The sequence below is a fragment of the Nocardioides humi genome (genome assembly GCF_006494775.1).
Classification (GTDB): domain Bacteria; phylum Actinomycetota; class Actinomycetes; order Propionibacteriales; family Nocardioidaceae; genus Nocardioides; species Nocardioides humi.
On the sequence record NZ_CP041146.1, the window covers coordinates 4,735,409 to 4,748,979 of the forward strand.

Sequence of the window (13,571 nt, forward strand, 5' to 3'; positions counted from 1 at the left end):
CGGTGTCGACGTGAGCGCTATGGGCGGCAGGGTGATGTCGACCGGAGTAAGCGCGGTTCATGGAACGACGTCTCGACACGCCCAAAGTTCATTTGAGCACACCTGGGACTGGATTCGTGTACGGTTCGGTACGTGAGTGAACAGGACAAGGTGATCGGCAGTCTCCGGCGGGGTCGCATCCTGGACGGCGTCCGGTGGGCCTTCTGGTCAGCTGCAGCCGGCGTGGCCGAGGACTTCCGTCCCGGGAAAGGCTATGACGAGGGCTGGTGTGGCTTCAGTCGGCACACCCTGCTGCGGGACCGGCTCGATCGCGTGTTCTCGCTCGGCCCATACTTTATCCAGCCGGACGCTGACCCACGCGAGAATCTCGACGTCCTCTTCGAAGCCATTCCTGAGGGCGAGCGCCAGACATTCCCCTTCATCAAGCCCGGGTCTGTCGACCGGGCAGACCTGAACGGCAGCCCGGGTTGGAGATACAAGGGACGCCGGCTGCTCATCGCCTCGATACCTCACGACGACATCGACGACATCGCGTGGCAGCGCCGATCGGCGACGAAGCAGCTGGTTGCATCTCAACCCGACCCGGATGTGGAGCAGGACAGCCTGCTGCATCGGCTCGCAGCTGAGGGCGACAAGGCGGCGCAAGCGATGGTCGCGGCGCTAGAGGCGGCGACCCCTCTCGACATCCCCACTTTTCTGATCGGCCACGGCGATGACCTGATTGGCAGTGGTCGCCAGCGTCTGATCGTGGGTCGTCCACAACTGCATGCCCGAGAGCCGTGGGCCTGGATTCACAACCTCCTCACCACACCGCCGCCAACCACCGGAGGGCTCAAGCCGCCGGCGACCTCGCCCGACCCGACGCAGGCTCCTGACGCGCAGGTCAGGCTGCGGCAGCGTTCGGAGACGCTGAAGACCTCGAACGGTGACAGTGCACCCAGCGACGCGACCGTGGCAATGCGAGCACCGCAGCGCCGACGTGACCAGGCGTGAGCGGCAACTACACGGCCAGAGACGCAGCTGCCTTGTTCGACGGCAGCCGGCTCACTTTGGCGCGTCAGCTAGCTGGACTACGCAAGAACGAACTCGCCCGCATCGTCGATGTGACCGCGACCGCAGTGGCAGCGTGGGAGTCCGGACGGTCGAAGCCAAACCCAGGTAACGTCGCGAACCTGTCACTCGGGCTCGGTGTCGACCCCGGATTCTTCGTCGCTCGACCCGTCGACCAGGCAGCTGGAACCACAACACCGCACTTTCGATCACTGCGGTCGACCAGTCAGATGATGCGCGACCAGGCCCATTCGTACGGACAGGTTGCCGTCGAGGTCGCAGCTGCCCTTGAGGTCCACGCCGAACTGCCCGAGATCGATGTCCCCCGCTACCCCGTCAGTGTTGAGGACCCGATCGAAGCTGTCGACGAGGCTGCCCGTCACGCTCGGAAGGCATGGAACATGGCGCCGGGGCGGGCGCCACACCTGATCCGATTGCTTGAGAACCATGGCGTACTTGTCGTCTTCAGCCCGTCGGCCTCAGCCAGTCTGGATGCGTTCTCCTTCGATTCCACGGTCCGACCAGTGGTGATCCTCAACCCGATCAAGCGCGACTTCTACCGTCAACGCTTCGACGTTGCTCATGAGCTCGGCCACCTGGTCATGCACGCTGATGCCGATCCCGGGTCCAAGATCGTCGAAGATCAGGCGCACCGGTTCGCTTCTGAGTTCCTTCTCCCTGCGACGGATATCGAGCCCGAACTCCCCAAAGGACTCAACAAGGGCACCTGGGTTCGGCTCAGCCAGCTCAAGGAGCAGTGGGGGGTCTCGATGGCCTCCTTGCTCTATCGGGCGAAGGTGCTAGGCACCCTTTCCGACTCGTCGTATCGGAATGCGATGGTCACAATGACCCAACGGGGCTGGCGGCGAGCGGAACCAGGATTGATCGCGAGCATCGAGCAACCGTCGCTGCTGCCCGCGACCGTCGAACTGCTGAGCTCGGCTGGCATCGATGTCGACGACATCCAAACTCAATGTCGCGTACCGGTGAGGCTGTTCGAGACCATCACCTCCCGCGCTCCAGGCCCCATTCAGGAAGTGGCCGACCCGAGCGAGGCGGCCGCAGGCAACCGGAACATAACGTCGCTGCTGAGATTCTGACCACTCCAAATCGATGAGGTCGGACCGTCATGATGACCTCCGCCAGGCACGGCGGGCGGGATTGCCCAGCGGTCCCTTTAGCGTCGCTGAACACCGTCACAAGGGAGTCGGGCAGGCGCGTCATAGTGGGCGGTCTGACGCGATGAGTCGACTGACCTACGAGCCGTGAGCCCGTGCCCGAACATCCGGAAGGTGACGCTGCAACGCCGAAGTCATGTCGTGTCGAGGAGTTCGACCCGGAGGTTGGCCGGGTTCGGGTAGGTCTCGCCGAGGATGGTGCCGTCGGGGGCGCGGAGCAGATCAATGCGAGCGGTGCCGCGAGGGGTGACCATGCGGGCGAGGCCGTGAGGGGTGATCCAGCGGTAGGCGGCGAGGCCGAGTTGGCGCACCTGGTAGCCACCGCCTCCGGCGGGGAGGCGGGCGTGGGTCTTGATCCGATGGTGCCTGCGGGTCAGTGGGGCGGCGTTGGCGTCGCCGGTCTGGTGGGGTGGGCCGCCGCGGGTTGGTGGGACGTAGGGGGTGGCGTGGTCCAGGTCGAGTCGGCCGGTGAGGCCGGCGCCGTTGGTGGAGTGGGGGAACACGTCGCCGCACATGCGCTGGATCGCCCGCTCCCGGACGACGGTGGGGTGCTCATAGGCGTTCACGTTGCTGACGCCGGCCAGGTCGAGCACGGGCCGCAGGGAGATGTCGCGGCGGCCCAGGAGCTCGGCCAGCTGCTCGAGCAGGAAGGGCCCCAGCCCCTCGACCCGGGCCACACCCGGAAGGACGCCGGCCAGCGCGAGGGCGGAGAGGTGGACGTGCACGATCGCCCTGCGGGTCCGGGCCGGCTTGCGCGGCGCGGCTGACGCGGTCTCGTCGGAAGGGAACGGCTCGTGGAGGCCGTCGAGGAAGGCGGCCGCGGCGTGGGGGTTGGCCAGCAGGGTCAGGGCCTGGGCCCGCAATTGGGACCGGGTGGCGGGCTGCTCGTCGCCGGCCAGGTCCTGGTTCGCGTCGAGGGCGTCGGCGAGATCGTCGATGACGGCGTCCAGCTCGACCGCCGCGCCGGCGGGCAGCCTCGCGGCGAGACGGCGGGTGGCGGCCTCGCCTCCACCGACGGCGCTCGGGTCGAGGATGTCGCCGGGGCGGGCGTGGGAGAGCCAGCACCCGGTCTTGGCGGCATCGACGGCGACCCGCGCCTGATGGGCGGCCAAGTCGGCCTCGATCACCTTGGCCTCGGCGATCCGCAGGATCCGGCCCGGGGACTCGTCGACAGCCGCCGCCACGGCGGTGTCGACCAGCCGCACCGCGTCGGGGTCCAGCTCCCGCGTCATCGACGCGACCTTGCGTGCCAGCCACACCGGCATCCGCAGGTCGAGCACGTGGCGCCACACCAGCGGGAGCCGGTGGCGCAGGTCCAGCGCGGCGGCCGCGAGGTGCTGCACTCCGATGTGGCCGGCCCGGAAGGCGATCGCGAGCTCGGCGAGGCACAGCTCGGCGACCTCGGGTGTGCCGTCACCGCCGAGCCGGACCAGGCGGTCCCCGCCCCTCGCTACGGGTACGGCGTCGGGCCGGGCCTGCGGGTCGTCGCCGTGGCGGTCGCACCACTCCAGGACCAGGAGCAGCTGGTCGACCTCGGCCCGGCGCCGCGCGGACAGGTTGGACTCGGCGACGGCCAGCAGTTCCGCTGCGGTCAACTCTCGGAGGTCCAGGTCCATGTGCCTAGTGGATCACCAGGGTCCGACACAACCCCTGCCACCTGCCTCAGGGCACCCGGACCAGACAGCTCGTCGGCGTCGCGAACGGCCGGAGCAGCGGATCGTCCCCCTCGGGTACGTCGAGCAGGCCCGCGAGCATGCCGCCGTGCAGCGCACACACCAGCTCCTGGTGGGAGTCGACGAGCTCGCGGAACGGGCAGTTGAGCAGGTGGATCTCGCGGGGGCGGCGTACCGGCCGCGGCTCGGGGTCGAATCCCATCTCGGCGAGGACGGCGACCGCGGCGCCCGGTGTCGTACGACGGCCGCGGGAGCGCGCCGCGGCCAGCCGCGTGCCCCAGGCGCGGCCGGCGGCGTGGGCCGCCTCGGCCGGGTCGGGCGCGGTCGCGGCGAGGTCCTCGACGAGCACGTCGGCGAGCAGCCGGTAGTTGCGTTGGCCGCTGCGCGTCCCCTGCGGGGTGGGAAGGTAGACAGCGCGCGGGCGGCCCTTGCCGCCCGTCGGCCGGGACTCGTGCAGGACGAGGCCGGCGTCCTCCAGGGCGGTGGCGTGGAATCGCACGGTGTTGGGGTGGAGATCCAGGCCGGTCGCCAGGTCGTCGACGGTCACCGGCGCCGCGGCGGTGCGGATCGCGACCAGCACCCGGCCGCGGGTGCCGGTCACCTCGCTGTGGGGAGTGCCGACCGCGGAGGGAAGGGCCATAGGTCCCATTTTATACAACATGACTGTGAATTAATCTCGAGTCATGAACGAGCTGCCCCTGAGTGATGTGTCCGGCGACTGCGGCTGCGAGGAGGAGCACGGCGATCCGGTCCTCGACGTGCGTCCGGTGCCCCACGCGATCCGTCATGCGACCGTGTTCGGCGCGCTGAGCGCCATCCGGTCGGGCCGGGCGATGGTGCTGGTGGCGCCGCACGACCCGCTGCCGCTGCTGGCGCAGATCGCCGACCGCGAGAACGGCGCCATCGAGGTCAGCTACCTCCAGCGCGGTCCGGAGGCCTGGCGGCTGCGCCTGGCACGCCGGTGACCACGAGGCGTCCGGCCGCCCGGACGCTGCCCGGACGCTGCCCGCCCGAGCACGGCCTTGCGCGGAAGGCCGAAGATGGCAGGATCACCCGGAGCGGCCGCGGGCCGCGAGCAGAGGAGGGCTTCAGCATGGACGGCACATCTCTGACCGCACTGGCGGAGCAGCAGCTCGAGACCGCGCGCGAGGCCCACAGCGGCCGCGCCGCCGTCACCGTGTACGGCGGCCACGAGCATCGGCTGCGGCAGACGCTCATCGCGCTGCGGGCGGGCACGCGTCTCGGCGAGCACGACGCGCCGGAGGAGGCGACCCTGCAGGTCCTCGACGGCGAGGTCGCGCTCCACGCGGGCTCCCAGGTGTGGAACGGAAGCGCGGGCGACCACCTCACGATCCCGCCGCAGCGCCACGACCTCGAGGCGCTGACCGACGCCGCGGTCTTGCTCACGGTCGCCACCTGAGCACCGGATGAGCACCGGATGAGCCTCACGTGAGCACCGTGCGCGGCCTCCTCCTCGCCGCCGGCGCGGGGACCCGGATGGGCATGCCGAAGGCCCTGGTCCGCGACGACGACGGCCGGTCCTGGCTGACCCGGTCGGTCCAGGTGCTGCGCGACGGCGGCTGTGCCGGTGTGACGGTGGTCCTCGGCGCGGCCGCCGACGAGGCAGAGGGGGTGCTGGCCGACGGCCCGGCCGACCTCGCCGCCGTCGAGGTCGTCCGCGCGCACGCGTGGGAGGCGGGCATGGGCGCGTCCCTGCGCGCCGGACTCCGGATCCTCGCCGACCACGACGGGGACGCCGCGCTGATCCACCTCGTCGACCTCCCCGACGTGACCGCGGAGGTCGTCGCCCGGGTCCTCGCCGAGGGCGCGGGCAGCGGCACCGCGGCGCTCGCCCGGGCGTCGTACGACGGCGTGCCGGGCCACCCGGTCCTGCTGGGCCGCGACCACTGGGAGCCGGTCGCCGAGAGCGCGGCGGGGGACCGGGGCGCCCGGGAGTACCTCGCCGCCCACGACCCGCTGCTGATCGAGTGCGGCGACCTCGCCACCGGAGCAGACGTCGATCACCGACGCAATCCCCGTTGACATTGGCAACACTTGCCAACCTCACGCCAACGACCGCCCCCTAGCCTGGGTGCATGGACACCCGCGTCGCCGATCTCGCGCGCCGGCTGGAGGAGACCGGCTACCTCTGTGACGACGAGCTGGCGACGGTGCTCTTCCTGTCGCTCGAGATGTCCCGGCCGCTGCTCCTGGAGGGCGAGCCCGGGACGGGCAAGACCGCGCTGGCGGAGGCGATCGCGGAGGCGCTCGACCAGCCGCTGATCCGGTTGCAGTGCTACGAGGGGATCGACGCCACGCAGGCGCTCTACGACTGGGACTTCCCGCGCCAGATCCTGCACCTGCGCGCCCTGGAGGCGCTGTCCGGCGGCAGCCGCGGCGACGTCGAGGAGGCCGAGAAGAGCCTGTACGACGAGCGGTTCCTCCTGGCGCGACCGGTGCTGGCCGCGCTGCAGCAGAGCCCGGCGGTGCTGCTCATCGACGAGGTGGACCGTGCCGACGACGAGTTCGAGGCGTTCCTCCTGGAGGTGCTCTCGACCTTCCAGGTGACCATCCCCGAGCTCGGCACCGTCCAGGCGGCCACGCCGCCCACCGTCGTCCTGACCTCCAACCGCACCCGTGAGCTGCACGACGCGCTCAAGCGCCGCTGCCTCTACCACTGGATCGACCACCCGGGCCTGGAGCGCGAGGTGGCGATCGTGCGTCGCCGGGCGCCGGAGGTGAGCGCGGCCCTGGCCCGGCAGGTGGTCGAGGTGGTCCAGCAGCTGCGCGCCGGCGGCGACCTGCTCAAGCCGCCCGGCGTGGCCGAGACCCTCGACTGGGCGCGCGCCCTGCAGCACCTCGGCACCGCCGAGCTCGACGTCGAGAGCGCGGCGAGGACCCTCGGCGCGCTGGTGAAGTACCGCGACGACGCCGAGCGGGTGCGCGCCGCGCTCGAGCGGATGCTGGCGCGATGACCGACTTCTTGACCGGCTCTGACGCTTCTCGCCCGTTGCAACGGCCAGGAAGCGCAGGAATCACCGCTGAAGAGGTGATTCCTGCCCACGACGCCGACGAGATCCTGCTCGGCTTCGCGACCGCGCTCCGGGCAGCGGGGGTGCCGGTGACCCAGGACCGCACCCGGGCCTACCTGGACGCCGTGGCGCTCGTCGGCATCGGCGACCGCACGGCGACCCGCGCGGCGGGGCGCGCCACGCTCTGCGCGACGCCGGAGGACCTCGAGCGCCACGACCGGGTCTTCGACGAGTGGTTCCACCGCGACGTCGTCACCCCGACGAGCAGGCCGCGGACCGTCCAGCCCCAGCCGGCCGCGGCGCTCCTGCCCGACGACCAGGACACGACAGCGACGGCGGGCCAGGACGACGACCCGGTGCGGGCCGCGGCCAGCGCCGCCGAGGTGCTGCGGCATCGCGACGTCGCGACCCTCGATCCGGTCGAGCGGGCCCGGCTCGCGGCGATGTTCGCGACGCTGCCGGTCCGGCTGCCGTGGCGGCCGACCGCGCGCCGTACCCCGCACCGGCGGGGCGACGTCGACGCGTCCCGCACACTGCGCGCGAGCCTGCGCCGGATGGGGGAGCCGGCCGAGATCCACCGCCGCCGGCGCACGACCCGCCCCCGGCGCGTGGTGCTGCTGATCGACGTGTCCGGCTCGATGAGCGGGTACGCCGACGCGCTGCTCCGCCTCGCCCACCGGGTCACGCAGGCCGGACCCGACCGGGTCGAGGTGTTCAGCCTCGGCACCCGGCTGACCCACCTCACCCGTGCACTGCGGCGCCGCGACCCGGACCGCGCGATCGCGGCGGCGGGCGACGTCGTACCGGACTGGTCCGGCGGCACCCGGCTCGGCGAGACGCTCCGGGCGTTCCTCGACCGGCACGGCCGTCGCGGGATGGCGAGGGGCGCCGTGGTGGTCGTCTTCAGCGACGGCTGGGAGCGTGGGGACGCCGCGTTGCTGGCCGAGCAGGTCGACCGGCTGCGCCGCATCGCGCACCGGGTGATCTGGGTCAACCCGCACCGCGGCAAGGACGGCTACGCCCCGGTGCAGCAGGGGATCGTCGCCGTCCTGCCCCATGTCGACGCGTTCCTGGCCGGCCACTCGCTGGCGACCTTCGACGCGCTGCTCGAGGAGGTCGGCCATGCGTGAGGTCCTGCCCCAGCTGCTGCGGTGGTGGGAGGCCGGGGAGACGGTCGGGATGGGCACCGTCGTGGCCACCTTCCGCTCCGCCCCACGGCCGCCGGGCGCCTCGATGCTGGTCGGGCCGGACGCGTCCGCGGTCGGCTCGGTCTCCGGCGGCTGCGTGGAGGGCGCGGTCTACGACCTGGCCCAGGAGGTCATCACCTCCGGCACGCCGACCCTGCAGCGCTACGGCGTCTCCGACGACGACGCCTTCGCGGTCGGCCTCACCTGCGGCGGCATCCTCGACGTCTACGTCGAGAAGGTGAACCGGCAGACCTTCCCCGAGCTCGGCGAGATCGCCGTCGACATCGAGGACGGACGGCCGGTGGCGGTGGCCACCGTCGTCGACCATCCCGACCCGTCGTACGTCGGCCGGCGGATGGTCGTGCGTCCCGAGCAGGCGCCGGCGGGCACCCTCGGCAGTCCTCGCATCGACGCCGCGGTGCACGACGACGCGCTCGGCCTGCTGGCATCGGGTCACCACGGCACGCTGACCTACGGCCCCGACGGCGAGCGGCGCGGCGAGGGGATGCGGGTGTTCGTGTGGGCGTTCGCGCCGGCGCCGCGGATGCTGGTCTTCGGCGCGATCGACTTCGCCGCGGCGGTGGCGCGGGTCGGCGGCTTCCTGGGCTACCACGTGACGGTCTGCGACGCGCGGCCCGTGTTCGCCACGACCAGCCGGTTTCCGGGGGCCGACGAGGTCGTCGTGGAGTGGCCGCACCGCTATCTCGCCGCGGAGCAGGAGGCGGGGCGGATCGACGCCCGCACGGTGATCACCGTGCTGACCCACGACCCGAAGTTCGACGTGCCGCTGCTGGAGGTGGCGCTGCGGCTGCCCGAGGTCGGGTACGTCGGCGCGATGGGCTCGCGCCGTACCCACGAGGACCGGATCGAGCGTCTCCGCGAGGCCGGCCTCACCGACGTCGAGCTGGCCGGCCTGCGCAGCCCGATCGGCCTCGACCTCGGCGCCCGCACGCCCGAGGAGACCGCGATCAGCATCGCCGCCGAGATCGTCGCCGGCCGCTGGGGCGGCTCGGGGGAGCCGCTCGGCGTGCTCTCGGGCCGCATCCACGCCTGAGACGCCTCTATCCACAGCCCCGCGACCCTTCTTTGACATCGCCGCCGCCCTGAGGTCGACTGTGCCTGCCCATCTTGAGATGGGCATACCCACACGACATCTCGGGAGTCCATCATGAGAAGAAGCACGTCCGGCGGCGTCAAGAGACTGATCGGCGGACCGGTGGTGACGGCGGCGCTCGTCATCGCCGGCACCGCGGTCCCGGCCCTCGCGTCCCCCTACTACTCGGCGGCCAGTCCGCTCAAGGCGATCCAGAACGGGAAGTCCCAGGCCGAGTCGTTCGGGAGCTTCTCGATCCGCAACCTCTCCTACGCCCGCAACGACTACAGCTACCGCGATCCCCGGCCCGGCGGCGACAAGGTCTACGTCGAGACCTTCTACGACTGGTACCTCGGCGCCACGCTCAGGTCGCAGATCGGCACCGACACCAGCCCGAAGTACAACAAGGCGGCCTGGACGGCCAGCGCCGACCAGCACGAGCTGCGCGGCGGCGGCAACGGGGTCCGGATCAGGACGAACGTGTGCGAGGACCACGGTGTCCTGATCAAGGACCCGTGCAGCGTCAAGCCGACCCAGTTCTTCAACTACTGAGGACGGTGCGGGTTGTCGCTCTCGGTCGCCTGCAGCCATGAGTACGGCGCCGGGAGGCCCGCGCTCGTCGAGGTCGACCTCACGCTGCGGGCGGGGGTCACCGGCCTGCTCGGCGTCAACGGTGCGGGGAAGACCACCCTGCTCCGGGTGATGTCGGGCGGGCTGAGGCCGAGCGTGGGGGACGCGGCCGTCGACGGGACGTCCCTGTACGGCCGCCGCCGGCGGCAGGCGCTGTCCCGGGTCGGATACCTGCCGCAGCACTTCGACGCGCCCCGGCGCGCGAAGGTCGGGGACGTGCTGCGCTATCTCGGCTGGATGCGGGGTCTCGACACCGCCCGGGCGAGGGCGGCCGCCGACCGCCTGCTGGAGGTCGTGGGCCTGGCCGACCGGGCGGACGCGCCGATGGGGTCGCTGTCGGGCGGCATGAAGCGGCGCGTGGGCTTCGCGCAGAGCCTGATGGCCGACCCCGAGGTGCTGCTCCTGGACGAGCCCACCACCGGGCTCGACCCCGAGCAGCGCGCGGCCATGCGCGCCGTGATCGCCGCGCAGGAGCGAGCGGGCGTGACCGTGGTCAGCAGCCACCTGATCGAGGACATCTCGACCCTGGCCGACCGCCTGATCGTCCTCGAGCAGGGCCGGGTGCTGTTCGACGACAGCATGGAGGCCTTCCGGAGGACGGCCGAGGGGACCGACGAGGAGCGCTTCCTGCGGCTGCTGACCACGGAGCGCCGCTCATGAGGCGCGGCCGGCTGTGGTGGTCGGGGCGCGACGGCGCGCTCCTCGTCGGGCTGTGCCTGGTCGCGGGCGTCCTCTTCATGCTCCTGGCCGGCGTGCCGTGGCTGGGGTCGTGGAAGATGGCGCTCGACTGGGCGAGCGGGAGCGCCATGCTGATCGGGCCGGTCGTGGCCGGCCTGACGGCGTGGCGCTACTCCAGGATCGCCGGGCTCGGCCTCGCCGCGCTGGCCGGCCAGACGCCACGCGGGACGCGCGCCTGGCTGGCGCCGGCTGTGGTGACCTGGTCGGTCGCCTGCGGGGCGGTGCTGCTGATCGCGGTCGTGGCCACCTCGCTCGCCCTCCTCCACGGCTCGGTCGCGGCTCCGCGCCAGGCGGTGGTCCTGGTCCTGGGGTGCAGCGTCCTCGCCGCCCAGGTGCTGGTCGGGGCCTTCGCCGGGACCCGGTTCCCCGGTCCCTGGGCGCCGCCGGTCGCGGCCGTGCTGGTGTTCTGCCTGACCACCTTCTCCTCGACCGCGATGATCCCGGAGACCTTCCGTACGGGCGGCGTCACGGGCCCGCTGGTGGGGGAGGTCTACGTCCCCTCGACGATCCTCGCCCAGGCGAGCGTGGCGCTGGCCCTGGCCGCGATCCTGCTCCACGGCGTGCGGAGCCGGATCGCCCCCACAGTGAGCCGCGCGACAGCTGTGACGACCGCGCTGGCGGTGGCGCTGGGCGCGGTGTGCTGGGCCGGCGGCGCGGCGAGCGCCGAGCGCTACCGCTTCGTGCCGGTTCCGCTGGTCTGCGACGACGGCGGGCGGCCCGAGGTCTGCGTGGCCCGGGAGACCAGTCGCCCGCTGTCCGCCCTGGCCGCCGCGCTCCGGGAGGCGGCCGCACCGCTGCGCGCCGCCCACGTCGACCTGCCGGCCCGCTGGGAGCCGGAGCTCCCGCTGCGACCCCACCCCGAGGGCGCCGGCGTCCTCACGTTCTTCGACGACGGCGAGACGAGCGGCGGCGCCGACCGCGCCGCCGTCCTGGCCTCCCTGGCCGCGCCGGCCGCCTGCGCCGAGCTCCGCAGCAGCAGCCCCGACCTGACGGCGCTCCAGGCCCAGGCGGTCCTGACCCGCTGGCTCGACCTGGCGAGCCGCCCCGGGCGCTCCGACGGTGGCGAGCTCGACACCTGGCTGGTCACCGACGAGGCCACGGCGTGGGCGGCCCGGTCCTACGCCGCCCTGTCGTCCTGCTCCCTGGCCGACCTGCGCCTGCCGGCGGCGGCGCCCCGCTGGGGAGGGTGACCCGATCGTCCTCTTCCTGCGCGCCCACGGGTTCCACGTCACGATGCCGATCGCCCTGGTGCTCGGCGCCTGCCTGCACCTCGTGCCGACCGTGCGCATCGCCGTCCCGACCCTGCCGAGCGCGGTCCTGGTCGGGCTGCTGGTCCCGGGGACGGTCACCCTGCTGCTCGGCTGGACGGTGGTCGATCGATGGCCGACCGGCGAGCTCGCGCTCGCCCGCCAGGGCCGGCGGATCACGGCCGCACGCATCGGCGCGACGATCGCCGTCTGCCTGGTCGCGGCCGCGGTGGCGAGCGCCGGACACGACCGCAACGCGATCGCGGGGACCTGCTGGCTGCTGGCCGTCGCGCTGCTCGTCGACCTGCTGGTGGCCGGCTCCTGGTGGATCGGGGTGATCGTCGGGCAGGTCGTGATGCTGCAGGCCGACTACCGGCAGCTGCCCTGGGCGGAGGTGCTCACCTCCCCCTGGTGGGCCGTCCCCGCCCTCGCGGCGGCGCTGGCCGCCACCGTGCTGCGGGAGTGACCCACGTCACTCCGGGAGTAGGGTTCGGTCATGGACGAGCTCGACCAGCGCCGGCGCCTGGCGCTGGCCGCCTGGACCAGCTGGATCGAGGAGGGCGACGGGGCCGCGGCCTCGGTCCGGCCCGAGATCCTCGACAGCTGGGTGCGCTCGGGCGCCTCCGTCGCCCGCGACGTCGGCCACGCCCCGCTGGCCGACGAGTCCGAGACCCGGTCCTTCTGGCAGGGCTCGCCCCTCCAGATCGCCGTGGAGCGGGTCGAGGAGGAGCTGCGTCGTACCGCCGAGGACGGCGACCTCGTCCTCGCCGTCACCGATCCCGACACCCGCGTGCTGTGGACGTACGGCGGCCGCGTGATGCGCCGCAAGGCCGAGACGGTCAACTTCGTGCCCAGCGCGCGCTGGGACGACCGGTCCGTCGGCACCAACGCCCTCGACCTCGCCAACCGGCTGGACCGGCCGTCGATGGTGTTCAGCGCCGAGCACTACGCGCCGATCGTGCACAACTGGGTCTGCTGGGCCGCGCCGCTGCACGACCCGGTCAGCGGCGCCAAGCTGGGTGTCCTCGACATCTCGACCACCTGGGACCGCACCCACCCGATCGGGCTCGCGACCGCCCGGGTGCTCGCCCGGCTCGTCGAGCAGGCGCTGCCGCGCACCCACCAGTACGCCGGTGACCCGGCCGCCGAGGACATCGTCGAGCCCGGCCTGGTGCTGAGCCTGCTCGGGACCGCCGAGGCCCGGGTCGACGGCCAGCGGCTGCTGCTCAACCGCCGCCAGACCGAGATCCTCTCCCTGCTGGCGCTGCACCCCGACGGGCTCTCCCTCGACCAGCTCCACGCGATGCTCTACGGCGACCACGCGGTCACCTTCTCCACCCTCAAGGCCGAGGTCTCCCACCTGCGGCAGGCGCTGGCCGGCCAGCTCGCCTCGCGTCCCTACCGGCTGCTGATGCCGATCGCCACCGACGTCGACCACGTGCTGACCCTGCTGCGCCGCGGCGACGTCGCCACCGCCGTCGACGCGTACGGCGGCGACCTGCTGCCCGGCACCGACAGCCCGGCGCTCGTCGAGATGGGGGAGTACGTCGCCGTCGCCGTCCGCGAGGCGCTGCTCGGCGACCCGCAGCCCGATGCCGTGCTGCGCTACAGCGAGCTGGCGCCGTACGACACGGCGGTGCTGGAGGCCTGCCTGGCCCAGCTGGAGGGCGAGGGCCGGCTGCGGCACCCCGCGATCCCGCTGATCAAGGCGCGGCTCGCGGTCGCCGACGCCTGAGGGTCCCG

General features: G+C 72.6%; 15 protein-coding genes. 13 read left to right on the forward strand and 2 right to left on the reverse strand.

Translation table 11 applies throughout. The annotated features are described in order from the left end of the window. The first annotated feature begins 132 nt into the window (after positions 1-132). Together FIV44_RS22870 and FIV44_RS22875 are read left to right on the forward strand one after the other, a co-directional pair. A complete protein-coding gene (locus FIV44_RS22870; protein WP_141006451.1) occupies positions 133-993 on the forward strand; it encodes a hypothetical protein in 861 nt (286 codons plus the stop codon). After that, on the forward strand, positions 990-2,150 hold the full coding sequence (locus FIV44_RS22875) for an XRE family transcriptional regulator (RefSeq protein ID WP_141006452.1): 1,161 nt from the start codon (positions 990-992) through the stop codon (positions 2,148-2,150). The genes FIV44_RS22870 and FIV44_RS22875 overlap by 4 nt, the downstream gene beginning before the upstream one ends. A 212-nt stretch (positions 2,151-2,362) precedes the next feature. Here FIV44_RS22875 and FIV44_RS22880 read toward each other — a convergent pair whose 3' ends face one another. Further along, positions 2,363-3,844 carry a hypothetical protein gene (locus FIV44_RS22880; RefSeq protein ID WP_141006453.1) on the reverse strand — a complete coding sequence of 494 codons (1,482 nt, stop codon included), beginning with the start codon at positions 3,842-3,844 and terminating at the stop codon, positions 2,363-2,365. A gap of 46 nt (positions 3,845-3,890) precedes the next feature. Then, entirely contained in the window at positions 3,891-4,541 is a 651-nt protein-coding gene (locus FIV44_RS22885; RefSeq protein WP_181410774.1) for a helix-turn-helix transcriptional regulator, read from the reverse strand. 43 nt (positions 4,542-4,584) lie between these two features. Between FIV44_RS22885 and FIV44_RS22890 the strand changes: the two genes are divergently transcribed. From FIV44_RS22890 to FIV44_RS22940, 11 genes are all read left to right on the forward strand, one after another. Further along, a complete protein-coding gene (locus tag FIV44_RS22890; protein WP_141006455.1) occupies positions 4,585-4,866 on the forward strand; it encodes a DUF2249 domain-containing protein in 282 nt (93 codons plus the stop codon). A 128-nt stretch (positions 4,867-4,994) separates the two neighbouring features. Beyond that, positions 4,995-5,321 carry a cupin domain-containing protein gene (locus FIV44_RS22895; protein ID WP_141006456.1) on the forward strand — a complete coding sequence of 109 codons (327 nt, stop codon included), beginning with the start codon at positions 4,995-4,997 and terminating at the stop codon, positions 5,319-5,321. A 29-nt stretch (positions 5,322-5,350) separates the two neighbouring features. Next, on the forward strand, positions 5,351-5,944 hold the full coding sequence (locus FIV44_RS22900) for a nucleotidyltransferase family protein (RefSeq protein ID WP_141006457.1): 594 nt from the start codon (positions 5,351-5,353) through the stop codon (positions 5,942-5,944). A 53-nt stretch (positions 5,945-5,997) separates the two neighbouring features. Further along, a complete protein-coding gene (locus FIV44_RS22905; RefSeq protein ID WP_141006458.1) occupies positions 5,998-6,876 on the forward strand; it encodes an AAA family ATPase in 879 nt (292 codons plus the stop codon). Positions 6,877-6,950: 74 nt separating this feature from the next. Then, positions 6,951-8,063: a vWA domain-containing protein gene (locus FIV44_RS22910; RefSeq protein ID WP_246086568.1), complete on the forward strand. Its 1,113-nt coding sequence runs from the start codon at positions 6,951-6,953 to the stop codon at positions 8,061-8,063. Further along, on the forward strand, positions 8,056-9,174 hold the full coding sequence (locus tag FIV44_RS22915) for an XdhC family protein (RefSeq protein WP_141006460.1): 1,119 nt from the start codon (positions 8,056-8,058) through the stop codon (positions 9,172-9,174). Before FIV44_RS22910 ends, FIV44_RS22915 begins: the two co-directional genes overlap by 8 nt. A 114-nt stretch (positions 9,175-9,288) precedes the next feature. Then, entirely contained in the window at positions 9,289-9,765 is a 477-nt protein-coding gene (locus FIV44_RS22920) for a hypothetical protein (RefSeq protein ID WP_141006461.1), read from the forward strand. Positions 9,766-9,777: 12 nt separating this feature from the next. Beyond that, positions 9,778-10,503 (forward strand): ABC transporter ATP-binding protein, encoded by a 726-nt coding sequence (locus FIV44_RS22925; protein ID WP_141006462.1) that lies wholly within the window; start codon positions 9,778-9,780, stop codon positions 10,501-10,503. After that, a complete protein-coding gene (locus FIV44_RS22930) occupies positions 10,500-11,771 on the forward strand; it encodes a hypothetical protein (RefSeq protein WP_141006463.1) in 1,272 nt (423 codons plus the stop codon). The genes FIV44_RS22925 and FIV44_RS22930 overlap by 4 nt, the downstream gene beginning before the upstream one ends. Positions 11,772-11,814: 43 nt before the next feature. Then, entirely contained in the window at positions 11,815-12,294 is a 480-nt protein-coding gene (locus FIV44_RS22935) for a hypothetical protein (RefSeq protein ID WP_141006464.1), read from the forward strand. A 30-nt stretch (positions 12,295-12,324) separates the two neighbouring features. Then, on the forward strand, positions 12,325-13,563 hold the full coding sequence (locus tag FIV44_RS22940; protein WP_141006465.1) for a helix-turn-helix domain-containing protein: 1,239 nt from the start codon (positions 12,325-12,327) through the stop codon (positions 13,561-13,563). The last annotated feature ends 8 nt before the right edge of the window (positions 13,564-13,571 follow it).

Coding starts and splice junctions, on each gene's coding strand:
- FIV44_RS22880 (WP_141006453.1), bottom strand. CDS start 3,844: ATGGACCTGGACCTCCGAGAGTTGACCGCAGCGGAACTGCTGGCCGTC.
- FIV44_RS22930 (WP_141006463.1), top strand. CDS start 10,500: ATGAGGCGCGGCCGGCTGTGGTGGTCGGGGCGCGACGGCGCGCTCCTC.
- FIV44_RS22935 (WP_141006464.1), top strand. CDS start 11,815: ATGCCGATCGCCCTGGTGCTCGGCGCCTGCCTGCACCTCGTGCCGACC.
- FIV44_RS22915 (WP_141006460.1), top strand. CDS start 8,056: ATGCGTGAGGTCCTGCCCCAGCTGCTGCGGTGGTGGGAGGCCGGGGAG.
- FIV44_RS22885 (WP_181410774.1), bottom strand. CDS start 4,541: ATGGCCCTTCCCTCCGCGGTCGGCACTCCCCACAGCGAGGTGACCGGC.
- FIV44_RS22920 (WP_141006461.1), top strand. CDS start 9,289: ATGAGAAGAAGCACGTCCGGCGGCGTCAAGAGACTGATCGGCGGACCG.
- FIV44_RS22890 (WP_141006455.1), top strand. CDS start 4,585: ATGAACGAGCTGCCCCTGAGTGATGTGTCCGGCGACTGCGGCTGCGAG.
- FIV44_RS22940 (WP_141006465.1), top strand. CDS start 12,325: ATGGACGAGCTCGACCAGCGCCGGCGCCTGGCGCTGGCCGCCTGGACC.
- FIV44_RS22895 (WP_141006456.1), top strand. CDS start 4,995: ATGGACGGCACATCTCTGACCGCACTGGCGGAGCAGCAGCTCGAGACC.
- FIV44_RS22905 (WP_141006458.1), top strand. CDS start 5,998: ATGGACACCCGCGTCGCCGATCTCGCGCGCCGGCTGGAGGAGACCGGC.